Genomic DNA, 20,041 nt, shown 5'->3' on the forward strand with positions numbered 1-20,041 from the left:
TTAACGAGAAAGAAATAGCTAAAAGTGATTTTAAACAGTTTTTAATGGTTGGGGCCACTTTACCCGCTTTTCCTGGCAACCACTTATCCGGAGACCGCCGTCGTCTCGAGTGGCAAATGCCCCGTTTCCCGCAGACTAAAATAGCTGTGCACGCCGATCACAAAGCCATCCAGCAGCGGAATCCCCATGAGCTGGCCGCACTCTGCCAGGCGCATCATGAAGGCCAAATCGTTGTGGGAGGGCTCCGGCAGGCCACTGGGATGGTTATGGGCCACCACGATGGCCGCGGCGCCATTGAGTACCGCCACCCGGAAGATTTCCCGGGGATGGGCCGGACAGCTATCTAGCGTGCCCTGAAAGACCGTCTGGCGGGCAATAATCTGGTGCTTGGCATCCAAAGCCAGGACCTCGAGCTGTTCCTGTGGCAAATAACGCAGATCATCCATCAGGCTCTGGCCCAACTGGCTACTGGCCAGGACCTCCCCTAAAATGGGGCGTGGGGCGCGTTGGACCCACCTTCCCAGCTCGATGGCCGTTAACAGGCTTCGTCGCTGAGGGCGGTTCCCCACGTAGGCCCGACATTGCCGGTGACTGGCGTAGCGGACATCCGCAATGCTATGGAAATAGTGAAAGAACCGATCACATTCCGCGGCGGCCGGTAAGCCAAGACTCTTTAACACTTGGTTCAATAACTGACGTTCATTACGTGTCGATAATTTTGGTCGTTGCATGCGTTTCACCCCTCTACGGGTTAACTCCGTAAAAGAAGGCGAATTATTCGTCGGTTCCTTTAAAATATTGGCGAACCTCGGAAATAAAGTATAACGATCCCGTTAATAAGACTAAGTCATCGGCTGAAATGGTCCCCAGCACCGTCTTCAACGCGGTCGGCCAATCCGGTGCCATGGTCACCCGCTTGGAAGTCACCGCATCCTCCAAGGCCTGTGGCGTCGCGGCAGCCCGCTTCCCAGGTCCCTGGAATTGCGTCACAACGATGTGGACGTTGCGGACCTTGAGCAACGTTTGAACCATCTGGTCGTACTGCTTATCGGCTAAGACCGCCAGGATAATGTAAACGTCGTGCTGCTTAAAATGTTGGCGCAACAGTTGGGTCATTTCGACCATGGCGGGCTCGTTGTGGGCCCCATCAATCGCAATCAACGGTTCGGTATTCAACCGTTCGAACCGGCCGGGCCAAGCCGTGTGCGCCAGCCCCTGCCGAATCTCAGCAATGTTGACCCGTTGCTTCTTGACCAGATGATACGTGATGAAGGCCGTCAAAGCCGTCGCCGCGTTATCAATTTGATACGGGCCTAGCAAATCAATCTGGAGATGCCGCCAACGTCGGTCACCCCAAGCATAGGCAAAGCGTTCGCCCCACTCGTCCTCTGGTTGATTCTTCACCTTGTAATCCCGGTCCAGCGCGCAGACTTGCGTGTGGTTGGCCGTGGCCGTATCGTCCATGACCGCTAAGGCATCCGGCGTCAACCGACCTACGACCACGGGAACGTCGGGCTTAATGATGCCCGCCTTTTGTGCCGCAATTTTAGGAATCGTGTCACCCAAAATTTTCATGTGATCCATCCCAATCGTGGTGATCACCGAGACGACCGGCGTGATAATGTTGGTCGAGTCGTACAAGCCGCCCAGGCCAACTTCAACGACAACGATGTCCACCGGATGACTGGCAAAGTAACTGAACATCAGAGCCGTATCAATTTCAAATTCAGTAGGTCCCTCGGCCCCTAGCTCCGCGTCCAACTGCGCCACCACCGGTTCGATGCGTTGAACGTCGGCCAACAGGTCGGCATCACTGATGGGCTCGCCGTCGACACTGATACGCTCATTAAAGCGCGTGATAAATGGCGAGGTAAAGGTCCCAACCGTGTTGCCCTCCGCCATGAACAGGTCCCGCAAAAAGGCCACGGTGGAGCCCTTGCCATTGGTGCCGGCCACATGAATCATGGTCAGTTGGTCCTGCGGGTTCCCCAGCAACGCCATGAACTCACGCATCCGGTCCAACGTGGGCTTCTTTTTGAAGCGGTCCCGGCCGTGAATAAATTGTAGTGCTTCGGCGTACGTTTCAATCAAGTTAAAAACCTCCCGAGTAGTAGTCATTGCCTCCCAGTGTAGCAGATTTCCCCGGGGTGTGAACGGTAAATTGTCTGAGTAGTCGCCTTACCGGGTGGCAAAAATGGACCGTGACGCTGTGGGCGGACGCCCGAAGCCAAAGAGCGGTCTTCGGACTTGCTTTGAGCCTCCAAGTTCGAGTCTCAAAGACACCAATTCTCTAAACGCCTACGCCGTTAAGAGAATTCCCACGGCTGAGTCCATTTTTGCCACCCTCACGGCTTACACAGCAATTTATCCATTCACTGTTTTTTCGCCCCTTCCAGCTTTAAAAACTCACCTCTCACATCACAAATACACACGAAATGTTCGTCACATAAAATATAAACTCATGACTTTTAGTCAGCATCCGCGCTGGTTCGCCTGCAAAACACCTAGTCCCTTCACCAGACAACACGGTAAGTTAGTTCACCGTACTTAATCAATTTTACAGAAAACAAAAACCGGCACCAACTACTCACGAAGAGTCGTTGATGCCGGAAATTTTAGTGATTTAAGAACCGCTCTGAATACAAGAACCCCAGAACAGTCAGTCGATACCAGGAACAACCTAGATGGGCCTATGCCAGTGTCAGCCGTGAGGTCCGCAGAAATGGGCTCAGCCGGGGGATTTTCTAAGTGGTTTCCTTAGAAAATGGCGACTTTGAGACACTTTTTTGGTGGCTCAAAGCGAGTCTTAAGACCGCTCTTCGGCTTAAGACGTCCTGCCCCCAGCGTTCCGGCCCATTTCTGCGGACCGGTAAGGCGACCAGCAAAGACCAATCTAGATTTGGGCCTTGATGTCGGCGAGGCGTTGCTTGGTGGCGGCTAACTTTTTCTCGTTATCCGCTTGCTTTTCCCGTTCAGCGTTAACCACGTCTTCTGGCGCGTTAGCCACGAAACGTTCGTTGCCTAACTTCTTGGTTGCCCGGTCAACTTCGGCCGTGTACTTGGCAACTTCCTTGTCCAGGCGCTTAGCTTCGTCGTTCAGGTCGACCAATTCGGCCAGTGGGACAGAAACTTCGGCACCCGAGATTACGGAGGTCATGGCCAGCTTTGGTGCGGTCACGTCAGCGCCCATTTCAAAGCCCTTTGGGTGAACGAACCGGTCAATGTAGTCACGGTTGTTTTCAAAGACACTTTGTAATTGGGTATCGCTGGTCTTGATCTGCAAGTCGATTGGCGTGGACATTGGCGCGTTGGCTTCGGCCCGGATGTTCCGGACAGCCTTGATCAAGTCGATCAGGCTCGTCATGTCGTTTTCTGCCGTGGCGTTGTCAAATTCTGGGTGGTCGACTGGGTAAGCCGCCGTGACCAGGGATTGACCGTCATGTGGCATGGCTTGCCAGATGGCTTCCGTCACGAATGGCATGATTGGTTGCAGCAGACGTAAGGTTTGGTCTAAGACGTAAGCCAGCATGTCTTGCTTGTTGGCCTTGGCAGCGTCATCGTCGCCGGTCAGGACTTCCTTACTCATTTCGATATACCAGTCACAGAAGTCGTTCCAGATGAAGTTGTAGAGTGAACGCCCAGCTTCACCGAATTCAAACTTGTCGAACATTTCCGTAACGTGCTTAACCGTATCGTTCAAGCGGCTTAAGATCCACTTGTCGGTCAGGTCCCACTTGTCAGCGGCTGGCACAACGGGCTTGGTGTTCTCGCCCAAGTTCATGATCACAAATCGGCTGGCGTTCCAGATCTTGTTGATAAAGTTCCAGGCGGCGTCCATCTTGTCGTAACTGAACCGGACATCTTGGCCGGCCGTTGAACCGGTAGACAGGAACCACCGCAGGGCATCGGCACCGTACTTGTCGATAACGTCCATTGGATCGATCCCGTTACCCAGGGACTTACTCATCTTGCGACCGTCTTCGGCCCGAATCAACCCGTGTAAGAGCACGTGCTTGAACGGCTTCTTACCGGTAAATTCAAGACTTTGGAAGATCATCCGGGAAACCCAGAAGAAGATGATGTCGTAACCGGTCACCAAGGTGTCGGTTGGGAAGTAGCGTTTGAAATCAGCGCTGTCTTCGTTTGGCCAACCCATCGTGGAGAATGGCCACAGGGCACTGGAGAACCAGGTATCTAAGACGTCGGGGTCTTGTTCCCAGTTTTCAATATCCTTAGGGGCTTCTTCATCAACGTAGACTTCACCAGTCTTCTTGTTGTACCAGGCTGGAATCCGGTGACCCCACCAGAGTTGACGGGAGATAACCCAGTCGTGGACGTTTTCCATCCATTGGGTGAAGGTGTGTTCGAACCGTTCTGGCACGAAATCAACCGCGTTGTCGCCCTCTTGGTTCTTGATAGCGGCTTCGGCAAGTGGCTTCATCTTCACGAACCATTGGGTAGACAGCCGGGCTTCGACTTGAACCCCAGTCCGTTCTGAATGCCCAACGGAATGGACGATTGGGTCAATTTTGATCATTAAGCCTTGGTCATCTAAGTCCGCAACCATGGCCTTACGAGCGTCGAAACGGTCCATCCCAGCGTACTTGCCGGCGCGGTCGTTCATCGAAGCATCTTCGTTCATGGTGTTGATCCGTTCGAGGTTGTGACGGTTACCCACTAAGAAGTCATTTGGATCATGAGCTGGGGTAATCTTAACCATCCCAGTCCCAAAGTTGATATCAACGTATTGGTCAGCGATGATGGGAATTTCACGGTTAGCTAATGGCAAGATAACCTTCTTGCCCACTAAGTCCTTGTACCGGTCGTCGTCGGGGTTAACGGCAACGGCGGTATCGCCCATCATGGTTTCAGGACGGGTCGTAGCAATTTCAATGTAATGCTTGCCGTTAAACGTGTAGTCGGGGTCGGCAAATGGGTATTTCACGTGGTAGAACGCACCCTTGTCATCTTGATGAATCACTTCGATATCAGATAACGCAGTCCGGGCTTGGGGATCCCAGTTGATGATGTATTCGCCCCGGTAGATCAGGCCCTTCTTGTAGAGAGTAACGAAGACCTTCTTAACGGCGTCAGATAAGCCATCATCCAAGGTAAACCGTTCACGGGAGTAGTCCATGGACAGCCCCATCTTGGCCCATTGCTTGTGGATGGTTGCGGCGTATTCGTCCTTCCATTCCCAAACCTTGTCGACAAATTTTTCCCGACCTAAGTCGTAACGGGTAATGCCTTGTTCACGTAAGCGGGCTTCCACCTTGGCTTGCGTGGCGATACCGGCATGGTCCATCCCCGGAATCCAGAGTGTATCAAAACCCTGCATCCGCTTTTGCCGAATGATCATGTCTTGTAAAGTCGTGTCCCAGGCGTGGCCTAAATGCAGCTTCCCGGTAACATTTGGTGGCGGTAAAACAATGGAATAAGGCGTGGCTTTCTTATCACCACTGGGTTTGAAAACATCTTCATCAAGCCAAGTTTGGTACCGACCCGCTTCAACGGCGGTTGGATCATACTTGGTTGGCATATCAATTTGCTTGTCAGCCATTTAAATCAATTCCTTTCTTTCTAGCGAAGTTAACGTTTGACGGGACAAAAAAATCTCCGTCCTAAAAAATTAGGACGAAGATTCTTCGCGGTACCACCTAAATTGGGCGTTTATGCCCCACTTAACTTCTTTGTTAACGGAGAGTGCTCCGGTCCGGGCTTACTGTTGGTTCAGCCCGGCAGCTCGCAAGCTACGTTCACGTTTCGTCATCCACCGGTTTCCAGCAATTCCGGCTCTCTACGAGAATGTTCTAACGCTACTGACTTGTTCAACGCTACTTTCACATATTCTACGCAATTTTAACCTAAAGGTCAACACGTGAGACTAATTTCTCCAGCGCATCGATGGCAGCCAGGTAATCTGGCTCTTCCGTTTGTTCCTTGACGATTTGACGGTAAACAATCTTGCCGGCGTCGTCGATGATCCAGATGGACCGTGCCAGGTTCCCCAGGTTCGGAACGTACAGACCCATTTCGTAGCCAAACGACAATTCTTCGTCAGACAACAAATCAACGTTCTCAACGCCCTGAGCGGCACACCAGCCGGTCTGTTCCGCGATTGAGTTATTTGAAATCGTGGCAAACCGGGCATCTGGATAGTGATCCGCTTGCTGGGTAAACTTCCGCGTCTGAATCGTGCATACCGGTGTATCCAGGTCAGGCACAACGCTGATCAAAGTAACTTTCCCAACTAAATTAGCCGTCTTAACTTTGTTATTGTCTTGATCGAATACCTTAAACTTTGGTAACTGATCCCCGACTGCTGGCAAGGTGCCAGACAGTGAGAATGTATCGCCGAGTCGTGTGACTTCCACGCAGATCAACCCCTTCAAGTTGTTTATCGGCCTAACGCCGATTGATTGCTTCAATTATCACGCAACATAGGGGGTCCTGACAAGCGATTTGAGTTAAAATCACGAAAAAGACAAAATTGCGTTTTAACCTATACCGAACCGGGAATATCGTTGCCGTGGCAAGAGCAAAAAATCCATGGTTAGCCGTGATTCGCTAACGCTTGCTGAGCCACTTGAACAGTCCCCACTGAACCACGTAGACCAGTAAGACGATTGCCCAGAACAGGCCGTAATTTCCTTTCACCATAAAAATAGCGACCAGTAAAATCAAAGATAGTGTTAGATTAATAAGCCATTTTTGCCGTCTGGTGGTTCACCGTCGACTCCTCCAAAATTTTCTTTAGATTACTCGTTCAGCTTACCATGCTAACGGCTTATCTCAAAGTAATTTCGTCTATAAACATAATATAAAGTTAATTATATTTATGGGTGTCACTAACACTGTTGCGTTCTAATCTAAAACGCCCTAAGACTGTACTCAGAGCACATCAAAAAAGAGCCATGCCAACTAGCACAGCCCCTCTCAAATTCTGATTAAAGTAATTCTGCGAAGACATCTTCGTTTTGGTTCAGGTAGTTGTCCCCTGGACGGATCTCCGTTACGGTAATCCCGTCGAGTGCTTCCTGCATCAAGCCTTCTACGTCAATGTACCCTTCGTACTTCCGGGACTTTTCCAAGTCGGGATGCGTCTTGGGTGCTGGTGGCGTGAAGATGGTACAGCAGTCTTCGTATGGCAAGATGGACAGGTCATAGGTGTCGATATCTTCGGCAACCTTAATGATTTCCGTCTTGTCCATGGACAGCAATGGCCGCAAGATTGGCATGGACGTCACATCATTGATGGCCGCCATACTTTCCAACGTTTGTGAAGCCACTTGGCCCAGAGACTCCCCGTTAAAGATTCCCTTGGCGTGCCGCTTCTCCGCAATCGCTGCCGTCAGCCGCAACATCAGGCGACGTTGGACCGTCATCAGGTAACCCTCAGGCACCTTTTCCTTGATGGTCTCTTGGATCTTGGTAAATGGCACCTGGATGAATTGAATTCCCCCAGAGTAACCGGCCAACCGTGCCGTCAGTTCCTTGGCCTTGGCCAAAGCCTGTTCAGAGGTGTATGGCGGACTGAAGAAGTGCACCATATCAATCTTGACCCCACGACGGAGGGCGTAGTAAGACGCAACGGGTGAGTCGATCCCACCAGAAAGCATCATGACGGCCTTACCACCGGTCCCAACGGGCAACCCGCCGGCACCATGAATCGTTTCACCGGACAGGAAGACCCCGTTCATTCGCACTTCGACCCGTAATTCCAGGTCGGGATGCTTCATTTGCACGGTCAGTCCAGGAACGCCTTCAAGGACGGCATCCCCGAGAATCCCGTTCATTTGGTAGGTATCATATTCAAATTCTTTGTCTTGCCGCCGAGTATTGATCTTAAAGGTCATGCCTGGCTTGAAGACTTCTTTGACCATGGCAATCGCCGTGGCTTTAATTTCGTCAATATCCTTATCAACCTTGACCGAAGGCGAGAAGTTTTCAATCCCGAAAACACCCTTCAGCCGGTTCATAACGGCTTCTGAATCCGCCCCGTTTAAGGTAACGTGCAAACGGTCGTGTTGGGCCCGAATTTCCAGACTGTCAAACGTGCTGAGCGCCTTGCGGACGTTTTGCCCCAGCTGTTTGATAAAGTCTTTCTTGTTCTTCCCTTTCGTTGACAGCTCGCCGTAACGGACCATAATTTCGCTGTATTCCATTGCGCGACCCCTTTCGTGATTTAGCTTAACTTGGCAAACTGCGTGTACAGTTCATCAAAGACTTGGTTAAATTTTTCGGCTTCCGCCATGGTGTTGTGTTCGTCTAATGAAATCCGCACGGCGCTGGTGGCAATCCCATCGTCGACCTTCATGGCCTGCAGCGTGCTGGATTCGACGTGCTTCTTAGAAGAGCAAGCACTGGTCGTGGAAATGTAGATGTCGTGCTCCTCAAAGGCATGCACGATGGTTTCACCCCGGACACCGGCAATCGCAAAGCACAGAATGTGGGGTGCGAAGACGGGCAAATCCTTAGAGAAAATCGTCACGTTCGGGAAGCTCTCGACGTGGTGTAAGATGGCCAACCGAATCTCACGTTGACGCTTGACCTTAGCGGATTCGTCGGTCAGTAACAGCCGTAAAGCCTTGGCCATGGCGGCAATGGCTGGCAAGTTTTCGGTCCCGGAACGCAGATTCCGTTCCTGACCCCCACCGGCCATCAATGGCGTAATGGTCCGGCCTTGGCGTTTGTACATGAACCCAATACCACGAGGCGCATGGAACTTGTGGCCTGAGAACGTCACAAAGTCGACCCGGTCGTTAAAGATCTTGTCGGCTAAGCCCTTACCAATCCCCTGAACCGCATCGATATGCCAGTGAATCCGTGGGAAGTCCCGCAGGACATCGGCAATCTCATCGAGGGGTTGGATGGCCCCAATTTCATTGTTGACGGCCATCGTGGACACCAGAATCGTGGTGGGCTTGATAGCGGCCCGTAAGTCCGCAGCGGACACCCGGCCATTTTCATCAACGGGCAGGTAAGTGACTTCAAAGCCTTCCTGCTTCAATTGTTCCATGGAATTGTGCACGGCTGGATGTTCCACTTCGGTGGTGATCAAGTGGTTGCCAAATTCCTTCTTAGCCATCGCGGTACCCTTGATGGCCCAGTTGTCGCCTTCGGTACCCCCACTGGTGAAGAGAATTTCACTCAGCTTGGCACCAACCAGGTCAGCGATTTGCTGGCGGGATTGTTCTAACAGGTTAAATGCCTGTTCACCAAATTTGTGCAAACTTGATGGGTTCCCCCAGTAATTCTGGCTGACCTTCGCGTAAGTATCAACCACTTCGGGCGCTGCCTTGGTGGTTGCACTGTTATCAAAATAAATCATGCTGAACCCTCTTATCTTCTTCTATTGGTTCGACTCCGATAGAAATTCTTTCTCATTATAAACACAAATCCAACGAACCACAAGCCTTTGCCCCCTGGGCATTTCGTTGAAAGGGGTTTCACTTTGACCCAAAAAAGAAGCCTCACCGGATGGGGTCCGAGTGAGGCTTCCATGTTTTAATTGCTTTCTTCGAGCCGCCGTTTGGGCTTGGCCGTTCCCTTACGGTCGTAGTAGGCGTCTTCTAACCGCTTGTATGACCCGGGTTCAACTTCGTTCAAGACCGTCGCAATCGTTTCCAGGGCCTGAGCGTATTCGAACTTCTTTTCAAATAAGTTCTCCGCCTTTTGGCTAGCCTCGGCCACGTTGTCGTGGCTGGTCTGGTAACGGTTGGCATACTGTAACAGTTGTTCGGCTAATTGTGAGCTGTCAATCAAATCATCCGTCTTTTCCTGGAGCGTGTCCAGGTCCGTTTGGATGATCAATAACTGCTTGGTAATCCGCTCCATATCAATCTGGGGCTGATCCATATCGGTCGCCAGTTGGGCCACTTCATCCCGCACTACAAAGAAATAATCCAAGTAGGCTTGGGGAATGCCGGGCAGGTTCAGGTTCTCGACCTGCCGCCGCAAACTGTGGAGGTTGAAGTCAAACTGTTGTAAGGTGTCGCGAGCCTGTCGCTCTTCGTCGGCCAACCCGGCCACACTCTTCAAAATGTCTGCTTGTTGCTCTTCAATCTGCTTGAGTTCTTTTTCCTGTTGGTTCTGGTGTTCCAGCACCTGGGAGAACGTGGCCGTCTTACCGGTCAACGCCTGAACATCTTGTTGGTAAATGCCATCGATGCCGCGTAACTGTTCATTCAACTCCCGGGCCGTTTCCAGCTCCTGGTGGTCCAACGTATAGTTCTGGCTCAACCGATCCAACTCATTTAACAGGGAGTGGCTTTGGTTTTGCGCGTGGGCAATGAACTTGGCAACGCGGTCCAGATTCGTTTCAACCGGGTCCTTGGCGTCCATTTCCGTTTGCATCAGATCGTAAATCTGATCAATCTGTTTGGCAATCCGGTCATTGACGACCTTCGCATCCTCGGGCCGCAAATCATTTAATGTATTTAAATTATCTTTGATATGTTCTTCAGCGTCATGAATCAAGCCGGGAACATCTTGATCACCAAATTGATAGTGTTCGTTGCTCAGCTGTTGGAACCCACCGGTTAATTCTTTGATTTGATCCGGGTAAACCACGGTCAGATCCTTATATAATGGCGGAATGGCCGCAATCAAGTCTTCCAGGTTGGTCGTATCATCTTGCAGTTGGGTCAACACGTCCGCAGCCCGCTCGTGGTCCCCTTCTTGGGTCAAGCGGGTAAACGTATCAAAGTTGCCCTCAAGTTGGCCTAAGCGTTCCTCTAAGCCATCAATGCTGGGGCCAAACGCAAAGTTTTTAGCCAACAACGTTTTCCGCAGGTCTTGGTACTTCTTTTCCAAGTCGCGGACGGCTTCACGGTGTTGCTTATCAACTTCTTGTAAGCTGGCCAGTTTGGCTTGAACGTCTTGCACCAACTCGTCAGTCTGGTTAACCAGCAACGTGATTTTGGTCAGACGCTGACGCAGTTGTACCAGGTTCACCCCGCGGGAGTCCTTCAGTAATTGGGTCAATTCCTGGTCAATGCGCTTGAAGCGGTTCTCAGTGATGTCCTGATAATCCGCTTGTAGTTGCTGGAACTGCTCCAAAGACTGGCCCGTCAGGCTTAATTGCCCAACCAGCTTCAGTTCATCCGCCAAGGGAATTGCCACCATCGACGCCTTTTTTGTGGTTAACGCAACAACTTGTTTGCGAATACGCTGCTGGTAAACCAGCACACCCACGTAGACGACAATCGCAAGTATCACGATTCCAATCAACACACCTACCATAATTGACCCCATCCTTCATCAGCATTTCATCATTTAACGAGTTGCAAAATAACTCGGTTCATTTTACAATTTAATCTAATTTCGATTATAGCATAAGTCACGCCTAGGCTTCACTACGTTTTCACGATTCCCTTAACGTTTTCCCTATATTCGAACATTTTATTCATTAAACTTTGGAGGCCTTTCTATGAGTGATGCAATTAATCCATTAATCACCGAACAACTTGACGCTTTGTTATATGAGGAAACGAACCTCGTCGCCAACCTATCCAATGCCGCTGCGCTCCTTAAGCAAACCTTGACGGACGTGAACTGGGCCGGGTTTTACCTGTATCAGGCGGCCACGGACGATTTGATTCTCGGCCCCTTTCAGGGCAACGTCGCCTGCGTTCACATTGAAAATAACCACGGCGTGTGTGGCACCGCGTTAGCGACCCAGGAAGTCCAACGAGTTGCCGATGTCCACAAATTTGCTGGCCACATTGCCTGTGACTCTGCCAGTAATGCCGAGGTCGTCGTTCCCTTAACGTTGGCCGATGGCACGAAGCTGGGCGTCATGGACATCGACTCCCCGAGCATCGACCGGTTCAGCGCGGCAGATCAGGCCGTTTTGGAAGAATTCGCCCGGGTTCTGTTGAAACACGTTGACAAAGCATAGTCCTTCAGGTTATACTGCTCGTTGTGTAAAATAATGCAGCGATAAGTGGTAAGCTCGTCAACAGATTGTTGCCGTTACATTGGTTCAGGAAGTAACCTGCGGCTGCATACGGTGAAACCTGCAAAGCAACCTGCACGAATACTAAACTTATATACAGCTTATTTTACTCCAAATAATATTTTATTGGAGGAACTATCTATGTCTCGTTACACTGGCCCAAGCTGGCGCCTTTCTCGTCGTTTAGGGGTATCCCTTTCCGGCACTGGTAAAGAATTAAACCGTCGTCCTTACGCACCTGGTGATCATGGTCAAGGACGTCAAAAGAAGCTTTCTGAATACGGTACGCAATTGCGTGAAAAGCAAAAGCTCCGGTTCACTTACGGCATGACTGAACGTCAATTCTACAACTTGTTCAAGCGTGCCGGCAAGATCTCTGAAGGTACCCATGGTACGAACTTCTTAATCTTGCTCGAACGTCGTCTGGACAACATGGTTTACCGTTTAGGTTTGGCTACGACTCGTCGTCAAGCTCGTCAATTGGTTAACCATGGTCACATCACCGTTGATGGTAAGCGCGTTGACATCCCTTCATACGAAGTCGAAGTTGGCCAAATCATCTCCGTTCGTGACAAGTCTAAGGACATGACTATCATCAAGGGCGCTGTTGAAGCCGTTGTTGGTCGTCCACAATACGTCGAATTCGACGCTGACAAGCTGGAAGGTTCCCTTACCCGCTTCCCTCAACGTGAAGAATTAGATGCAGAACTTGACGAATCTCTTATCGTTGAATACTACAACCGTTAAGATTAATTCTGACTGGTTTAAAAAAGGTCTCGCCTTTGGCGGGGCCTTTTTATTTTGAAAATTTATTTGTGAGCTGACTGCCTGTAGACTGGCACATCATCGAATATCCCTTTAATTCCTTTGAGCTGAAAATGATGACCCTTTTTGACCAGTTTGTACATAACATTTCCGCCTAACCACAAGCCATTCTTCTTTGCGTACCCCTTTAAAAAGTAAGAGTTCTTCGTATGCTTGTAAAATGGATGATAAACCACCACAACTGGCATTCCCATATGTCCAACGCTAAAATCATGCTTAGTAGCAGAAAAACCAGTCCATCCGATATTGACATGCTTATTTTGAACGCCCTTGTTATACCAGTCTCCCCGAACCGCTTTGGGCGTCCCCTTTTTCCAAGCAGATGCATTAACCGTTGTTGGCACGGTTAGTCCCACCCCTAGCAATGGGATAGTTAATGCAATGACCATCTTAGCAATTTTCATCATCTTTCCTCCATCCTGTTATGGGTTAAGTATACTGCTGGTAACACCGTGTTGAAATGATATTTTTCAAAGATAATCAAAAAGCGATAACCAGATTTTTCAATTAAAAATCTGGTTATCGCTTATATGAATTTTATAATCATTTCAACTTATGATTTCTCAGCATCATCTACCGACGTCACCCGTTTCGGCTTCAACTGCACGTCGAACACGTCCAGGAAGAACGCTACCAGCGGCACCCCGACGATCAGACCCCAGGCGCCAAAGAGTTGTTCACTGACAATCAAGGCAATGAACGTGACGAAGATCGGCAGGTTCGTGGCGTTGGCCATTAACCGGGGATGCAGGAAGTAGGATTCAAACATGTGAATCAAGATGACCAGCACTAAGACCTCGACGACGCAAATCAGCCCACCAGTCAGGAAGGCTACGATGGTCAGTGGAATCAGGGAAATCAGCACCCCGGCAACCGGAATCAGTCCCAGGAAGAAGACCATGATCCCTAAAATCAGTAAGCTGGGCATGCCAATGATCCACAAACCCAAGACCATCAGAATCGTGTTGATGGTACAAATAACCAGTTGCGTTTCCAATACCGTGCCGAAAATATTCACGAATTTTAAAATCAACTGGCCCATCGGCACGAATAGACTGGCGAAGCGACTCTTGGTAAAGGCGTGGACGAAGGTCTGCAGCTGAAATTTCGTCAGGTTAAAGATAAACCCGAAGAAGAACGCCAACAGAATCGTCTCAACGCCTGAACTGAAGCGAGACAACTGCCCCATCCCACTGGTTAGTAAGTTTTTCCCATTGCTGATGACCGACGCATTTTGCGACAGGTTCTTGATCAGCCTGGTTACCTCACTCTGCAGCTGGGGATATGTATCAATTAATTTATCAATCGTGTTCGGTAGGTTCGAGGCCTCCGACACCAGCGGCGGAATAATCTGTGAAAAGGCCGCCACCAAAATCCCCAGGAATAACACGTAAACCAGCAGTGTCGCCCACAAGTGATGCAAATGCAGGTGTCGCTCGATACCCACGATTGCGGCATTCCCCAGATAAATGAAGATCACCGTAAACAAGGCTAGTGACAAAAAGGCGTGCGCCTGCCACGCAATAAAGATCAGCAAGATTAACGCGATGTACATCATCGTCAGCGGGTTCTGCCACACCCGTTTTAGAAACGCTACCACAAAAACTCCCCCTTCAAGCTTGGGCCATGCCGCGAACTGGCGCATCCCCTGGTAAGCTCCGATTATTTTGAGCTTACCGCTAAACTAAATCCGAATCAATTGATCATACAGTGGCAACAGTGCGCGCACCGTATCCTGAATCGTCTGAACCTGTTGCGCGGGCGTCCCCGTGAAGAAGTCACTGCCACGCAAGAAGTTGCGACCAACCTGCCACTCCGCATGTTTCTGCGGTTGCATCCGCATCAGTTCTTGATAAGTCTCCCGCGTCAACGGCTGCCCACAATTCTTATCCGTGTGGTCCCCACCGCATTCAAAACCAGCGGGCAATTGCATCACGGTGTCCTCCTTGAGACTACTCAGTAAGGCCTGACGATTCTTGGCCTCCTGCAACACGGTCAGCCAGATGAAGAACCGGTCATCCCAGAACCCCACCTCAATGTGCGGCAACATTTTGTACCCCCGCTTGGACGTGCTAAATGCTACCCAGGTGTCTGGCGGTGGATTCTTAGACCGCCGGCGATGTAACGAGATGTGATCGTAGATGGGCACGGCCAGTTCAGCGAAAACGGGCGCGAGGTCCGCCACCGTCGCCGTAAACTTCGGGTCGATCTGCGCGCGAATCTTGCCCAATCGTCCGGGTAACGTTTGGTCATCCCACACGTGAAAATCTTGGTCCTGATACATGCTGAAGCCCCCTTCCTAAACGTCTTTTCTATTCCATGGTATACTTATGGGACTAACTTGAAAAGAGGGAAACCAATGGCTGAGAAGAGTCAAATGGAACAACATTTACAAAATTCTGTCTACGGGACACCGAAAATCAATCCTGACGAGCAACGCCATTACCTGGGCACCTTCCGTGAGCGGGTCTCACTGGCCATGACGATTGCTGAAGTCACCGACCGGCAAAGCCTGGATGCGTTCATCACGGAAATTTCTGCGCACCCGGACTACCAGGTTATTTTTAATGGTCACATTAACCAGACCGACCTCGCGCCCTACCTCAAGCTGGCGAGTCAACACAACCTCAAATTTACGATCAAACAGGACACCATCTATGGCGTCAACGATACGGACCTTGGCCTAGTAGTGGCCAGCGACGAGGCCATCAATCAAAATCCAATCAGCCTTGCTAAAAAGTATCCGACCAAAACACCAACCGATTCAACTTCTGCACCTAAGAAAAATTGGTTCGATAAACTACTCGGCCACTAAGAAAGGAGTCTCGTTTTTGGCACAACAACCCTTAGCCTACCGCATGCGGCCCCAACGCCTCGAGGACGTCGTGGGCCAACAGGACTTAGTCGGTCCCGGCAAAATTATTGCCCGCATGGTCGCGGCTAAACTACTATCCTCTATGATTCTATACGGGCCGCCGGGCACCGGGAAGACCAGCATCGCCAGCGCGATTGCCGGGTCGACGAAGTATGCCTTTCGCAAATTAAACGCGGCCACCGATTCCAAAAAGGACCTCCAAATCGTGGCCGAGGAAGCCAAGATGAGCGGCACCGTCATCCTACTCCTGGACGAAATCCACCGACTGGATAAGACCAAGCAGGATTTCCTGTTGCCACACCTGGAGAGCGGCCGCATCATTTTAATCGGGGCGACCACCGAAAATCCCTACATCAACATCAACCCGGCCATTCGGAGCCGGACACAAATTTTCGAGGTCCATCCCCTATCGCTGGACGACATCAAGACGGCGCTGTACCGGGCCATGGCCGACGAGGTCCGCGGACTCGGTAAGCTCAACTTGAACGTTGACGACGAGGCCCTGAACTTCATGGCCGGTGCCACCAATGGTGACCTGCGGAGCGCGTTGAACGGTCTCGAACTGGCCGCCCAATCGACACCCCCAGCCGACGATGGCGAGATTCACGTGACACTTGAAGTGGCCGAGGCCTGTTTTCAACGCAAGGCCCTGGTCGGCGATAAAAATGGTGACGCCCACTACGACGTTATTTCTGCCTTTCAAAAATCCATTCGGGGCAGTGATACCGACGCCGCCCTTCACTACTTGGCCCAACTGGTGGCTGCCGGTGACCTCCCGTCTATCTGTCGGCGCCTGATGGTCATTGCCTACGAAGACATTGGCATGGCTAATTTGCCAGCCGCCGCGCGCACGGTTCAAGCCGTTCAAGCCGCCCAACAATTAGGCCTGCCAGAGGGGCGCATCCCCCTTGCCGACGCGGTGATTGAGCTCTGTCTGTCACCAAAATCCAATTCCGGGATTGCGGCCGTGGATGCCGCCCTGGCCGATGTGATGAACGGTCACAACGGCGCGGTCCCCGACCGATTGAAGGATGCACATTACAGCGGCGCGAAAAAATTAGGTCACGGCAATGCTTACCAGTTCCCCCATGACTTTCCGGGTGACTGGGTCAAACAACAATATTTACCCGATGACCTTAAGCACGCTGAATACTATCACCCCAAGACTAATGGCCGTTTTGAAAGTCAGTTGGCCGAACAATATCGGCGCCTTCTGCAAGCAAACCGACAGTGACTAATTGAAATTTTAATATTTATATGCTACTATACAGATGGTTCTAAGGTGTACGCGTTGTCTCACTACAAGTTGCCGATCAAGTAATCTATAAACGGGATCGCAAAATGCTGGAAAAGATGACATGCCTTTTCACTTGGAAGTCAGACGTTCTAGCTAGCTTTCCCCCCTGCATTGTCATCGCGGGTCAACATGACTAGACAATTAACGGCACCACTTAGATCATCCAAAGCTCTGCTTTGAAGGCCATTCCTTTGAATGGCCTTTTTCTTTTGCCCTTTTTACCTTTTTCTACTGGTTCGGTTCCAGGTCAGGTGCTGGGGTCCGTTCCACCTGCGGCTGTCAGCCACTCCGCACCTGTGGGGACCGCCTGCGACCTGAGGGGCGGTCCTCCGGCTTGCCTTTGAGTCACAAGGTTCATGTGTCTCAAAGATCATCCCGTGCTGTAAGCCGGCTCAAAAAACGCCGACTAACACCAACGACACAGGCAGCTGCGTAACTGACCTCCTCCGGTTACACGGGCCCCAGCACCTGACCAGACGAGCGTCGTAACCGTCAAAAAACAGTCGCATCAGACTTTTACTCGGAACGCATGTATAATCACCCCTGTTAATCAGCAATATGTAGTATGCCCTCGCATGACATAAGGTTTCATTATCCCATCACGCGAATGTGGTAACCACCCTATCAGTCCGGAAATTCAGCAACATCAGTTGAGAAACCAACTTACACCGAAGAAAATCCTCACGGTTGCGGCGCTCACAATATCAGCCGTGAGGTCGGCGAAAATGTGCTCAGCCGTGGGATTCTTCGAGTGAATTTCTCGAAGAATGGCGTCTTTGAAACACGTGTTTTTCGTGGTTCAAAGCGAGCTTCAAGACCGCTCTTTGGCTTGGAGCGTCCTTCCCCAGCGTTCCGGTACATTTTCGCCGACCGGTAAGGCGTGGTAAAAAACCAAAGTAATCCCCACAAACCCGTGATGATTTTAAAGGCTGAATCGGGTATACTTAGTCACACAGAACCGAATTTTTAAGGAGGACCCATCTCTTGGCCATTACGATTTTAATGATTTGTTACACCCTGCTCGCCCTTGGTATCGGCTGGTACTTTTACAGTCACCGGAGCCGCGCTTTCCTAGTTTTTCATCCCGAATCATCCCCAGCACTCAGCCGGGTTCTCAACGTCGGTGGCATCCTGATGATGTTGATTGGGATTGTCTCCGCCGTTGCCACAATTATGAATAATACCATTTTTATTTCCGGCGTCTTACTGGTGGGGGTCATCGTGGTGATTACGCTGCAACTCATCCTCGCCCACTGGCTGCCCAAGGGGTAACCGGTTACACTTTTCTACGATTTTTCACCATTTCGCTTTTTATTTGCCGGCAAATAACGTATGATAAGAGTATAAAGTAATGAGAGGTGAACAATATGTTACAACAATACAAGCACATTTTAGTCCCAGTTGATGGTTCCTACGAAGCCGAATTAGCTTTCAAGAAAGCGGTCGCTGTGGCTAAGCGTAACGATGCTGATTTACATCTCGTTCACGTTGTTGATACGCGGGCTTTCCAAAACATTTCCAGCTTCGATACCAGCATGGTTGAACAAGTCACGGAAACGGCAAAGAAGACGCTGGACAAGTACGTGGCTGATGCGAAGGCTGATGGCCTGCAAAGCATCGACTACGCCATTGAGTATGGGGCACCTAAGACCATTATCGCACGGGACGTTCCTCGGGATAATGACACTGATTTGATCATGATTGGGGCAACTGGTTTAAACGCCGTTGAACGCCTCTTGATTGGTTCCGTTACCGAATACGTTACTCGGACCGCCGTTTGCGACGTTATCGTCGTTCGGACTGACCTGAATAACCAACCAGCTAAGGTTACCCACCCCGAAGCTTAATTTAATTTTTGATGATTCCTCACGTCGCTGTTGATCAGCGGCGTGTTTTTTTTGCGCAAAAAAAGACCGGCTACCGAAATTTCTCCGATTGCTGGTCTGCTAAATGTGAACTTAATCTGCGAACACGGATGAACCTGCGGCCGGTGCCAACCGTTCCTGTAACGGAATGTTGTGGGTCACCAGGGCCAACGTCTTGGCAATCATCAGACTGCGTTTGGCGGCCGTCTTGGCCATCAGGGCTTGTTCTGCCTGTCCCTTAACCTCGTACAAGACATCGATCAGATAAAGCGAGGCTTGGCGTTTCACGGCCTCTAAGGCGGACTCAACACTTTCAACCACCAATTGGGGCTGTTGGAGCGTCAAATACATTTGGGCAATCTGATAACGCGCCCAAACCAGGCGTTTGAAATCAATCTCATCGTGCCACTCGAAATCATCAAGGTAGCTAACGGCCTCACCTAAGTAGTAACGGGCCTTGTCCAGTTCCTCACGCTTCAAGTACGCAGCGGCCATCCCCACGTTGCCCACGATGGCGTACAGGTCCCAAGGCATCTGGTAAGACCGGTGCAGTAACAGGTTGAAGTGAAAAATCGCTTCGTCTGGCCGGCCATGTGCCCCGAGTTCAATGAAGCCGCGGTAGTAATGGTACCGTTCGCGATCAAAGGCCGTGGCGACCTCATTCATATCAATCTCTTCTAGGGAATCCGCCGCCGCGGTATAGTCGCTCCGCCGAATCGCCAAGGAGATTTCATCAAATTGTTCGTCCATGCTACTGCCCACTCCGGCCAACACGTCCGTTAAAGAAACGTTGAGTCGGCGGCAAACCTGCAACATGATCTTAATGCTTGGAATCTTGTTCTTCTTTTCCATCAAGCTTACGGTCGCCTGCGTACAGATCCCGTCAGCCAGTTCTTGCTGTGACATGTTTTTTTGTTTTCGATATTGCTTAACTTTATTCCCTAATAACCGCATCTGCTCTCTCCCTCACGTACTGTAACGCTGGTCAGTTGCCAATTCTGATAAAGCCGAACATTACGTTTGAATCGCGTTGACTGAGAGCTCTAGCCGTCGACGCTCGTTCACTAGAACTCTTCCCCTGGAAAAATAATGGCCTAGTCCGGTTCCTTTATCATTAATACTAATAATAAGGGATTTATCACGGAATACAAGAAATATGCCAGTTTATTAAGGAACTCTAATCTGTCTAGGCCATTTTATCATTCTAATATAAAAAGAAT

17 protein-coding genes and 1 other annotated feature are annotated in these 20,041 nt (G+C 50.5%); of the genes, 6 read left to right on the forward strand and 11 right to left on the reverse strand.

Translation table 11 applies throughout. From position 1 onward, the window contains the following. Positions 1-83: 83 nt before the first annotated feature. From JUF22_RS10260 to ezrA, 7 genes are all read right to left on the reverse strand, one after another. Entirely contained in the window at positions 84-731 is a 648-nt protein-coding gene (locus JUF22_RS10260; RefSeq protein WP_203646115.1) for a JAB domain-containing protein, read from the reverse strand. Between the two features lie 43 nt (positions 732-774). Then, the gene (locus JUF22_RS10265; protein WP_203646116.1) at positions 775-2,091 is read right to left on the reverse strand and encodes a bifunctional folylpolyglutamate synthase/dihydrofolate synthase; all 1,317 of its coding nucleotides are present in this window, start codon (positions 2,089-2,091) and stop codon (positions 775-777) included. An 802-nt stretch (positions 2,092-2,893) separates the two neighbouring features. Next, positions 2,894-5,560 carry a valine--tRNA ligase gene (locus JUF22_RS10270; protein ID WP_203646117.1) on the reverse strand — a complete coding sequence of 889 codons (2,667 nt, stop codon included), beginning with the start codon at positions 5,558-5,560 and terminating at the stop codon, positions 2,894-2,896. 67 nt (positions 5,561-5,627) lie between these two features. Then, positions 5,628-5,841 (reverse strand) — a binding site (T-box leader). 23 nt (positions 5,842-5,864) lie between these two features. Continuing rightward, entirely contained in the window at positions 5,865-6,374 is a 510-nt protein-coding gene (gene tpx, locus JUF22_RS10275) for a thiol peroxidase (protein ID WP_203639291.1), read from the reverse strand. A 573-nt stretch (positions 6,375-6,947) separates the two neighbouring features. Beyond that, complete coding sequence (thiI, locus tag JUF22_RS10280; protein ID WP_203646118.1) at positions 6,948-8,165, reverse strand: tRNA uracil 4-sulfurtransferase ThiI; 1,218 nt, start codon at positions 8,163-8,165, stop codon at positions 6,948-6,950. 20 nt (positions 8,166-8,185) lie between these two features. Further along, the gene (locus tag JUF22_RS10285) at positions 8,186-9,331 is read right to left on the reverse strand and encodes a cysteine desulfurase family protein (protein WP_203646119.1); all 1,146 of its coding nucleotides are present in this window, start codon (positions 9,329-9,331) and stop codon (positions 8,186-8,188) included. A 176-nt stretch (positions 9,332-9,507) separates the two neighbouring features. Further along, positions 9,508-11,244 (reverse strand): septation ring formation regulator EzrA, encoded by a 1,737-nt coding sequence (ezrA, locus tag JUF22_RS10290; protein WP_203646120.1) that lies wholly within the window; start codon positions 11,242-11,244, stop codon positions 9,508-9,510. Between the two features lie 187 nt (positions 11,245-11,431). On the opposite strand from ezrA, the gene msrC reads away from it, so the two are divergent. Both msrC and rpsD read left to right on the forward strand, forming a co-directional pair. Beyond that, positions 11,432-11,902: a free L-methionine (R)-S-oxide reductase MsrC gene (gene msrC / locus JUF22_RS10295; RefSeq protein ID WP_125766019.1), complete on the forward strand. Its 471-nt coding sequence runs from the start codon at positions 11,432-11,434 to the stop codon at positions 11,900-11,902. Positions 11,903-12,100: 198 nt separating this feature from the next. Then, positions 12,101-12,706 (forward strand): 30S ribosomal protein S4, encoded by a 606-nt coding sequence (gene rpsD, locus JUF22_RS10300; protein ID WP_203646121.1) that lies wholly within the window; start codon positions 12,101-12,103, stop codon positions 12,704-12,706. A 62-nt stretch (positions 12,707-12,768) separates the two neighbouring features. On the opposite strand, the gene JUF22_RS10305 is transcribed toward rpsD, so the two are convergent. The 3 genes from JUF22_RS10305 to JUF22_RS10315 form a co-directional block, all read right to left on the reverse strand. Beyond that, on the reverse strand, positions 12,769-13,191 hold the full coding sequence (locus tag JUF22_RS10305) for a hypothetical protein (protein WP_203646122.1): 423 nt from the start codon (positions 13,189-13,191) through the stop codon (positions 12,769-12,771). 146 nt (positions 13,192-13,337) lie between these two features. Then, complete coding sequence (locus JUF22_RS10310) at positions 13,338-14,384, reverse strand: AI-2E family transporter (protein WP_203646123.1); 1,047 nt, start codon at positions 14,382-14,384, stop codon at positions 13,338-13,340. Positions 14,385-14,468: 84 nt separating this feature from the next. Then, a complete protein-coding gene (locus JUF22_RS10315) occupies positions 14,469-15,068 on the reverse strand; it encodes a DUF1054 family protein (protein WP_203646124.1) in 600 nt (199 codons plus the stop codon). A gap of 75 nt (positions 15,069-15,143) precedes the next feature. Between JUF22_RS10315 and JUF22_RS10320 the strand changes: the two genes are divergently transcribed. The 4 genes from JUF22_RS10320 to JUF22_RS10335 all read left to right on the forward strand — a co-directional run bounded on the left by JUF22_RS10320 (position 15,144) and on the right by JUF22_RS10335 (position 18,803). Beyond that, positions 15,144-15,599, forward strand: coding sequence for a YueI family protein (locus JUF22_RS10320; RefSeq protein WP_203646125.1), 456 nt, complete (start codon positions 15,144-15,146; stop codon positions 15,597-15,599). 43 nt (positions 15,600-15,642) lie between these two features. Then, positions 15,643-16,893, forward strand: a complete 1,251-nt coding sequence (locus JUF22_RS10325; RefSeq protein WP_203646189.1) for a replication-associated recombination protein A — start codon at positions 15,643-15,645, stop codon at positions 16,891-16,893. A gap of 1,047 nt (positions 16,894-17,940) precedes the next feature. Next, entirely contained in the window at positions 17,941-18,228 is a 288-nt protein-coding gene (locus tag JUF22_RS10330) for a hypothetical protein (protein ID WP_125766024.1), read from the forward strand. Positions 18,229-18,323: 95 nt separating this feature from the next. Continuing rightward, complete coding sequence (locus JUF22_RS10335; RefSeq protein WP_125766025.1) at positions 18,324-18,803, forward strand: universal stress protein; 480 nt, start codon at positions 18,324-18,326, stop codon at positions 18,801-18,803. 111 nt (positions 18,804-18,914) lie between these two features. Here JUF22_RS10335 and JUF22_RS10340 read toward each other — a convergent pair whose 3' ends face one another. Further along, on the reverse strand, positions 18,915-19,775 hold the full coding sequence (locus JUF22_RS10340; RefSeq protein WP_203646126.1) for a helix-turn-helix transcriptional regulator: 861 nt from the start codon (positions 19,773-19,775) through the stop codon (positions 18,915-18,917). Positions 19,776-20,041: the final 266 nt, after the last annotated feature.

Origin of the sequence: Levilactobacillus lanxiensis, assembly GCF_016861655.1 — a bacterium.
Lineage (GTDB): Bacteria > Bacillota > Bacilli > Lactobacillales > Lactobacillaceae > Levilactobacillus > Levilactobacillus lanxiensis.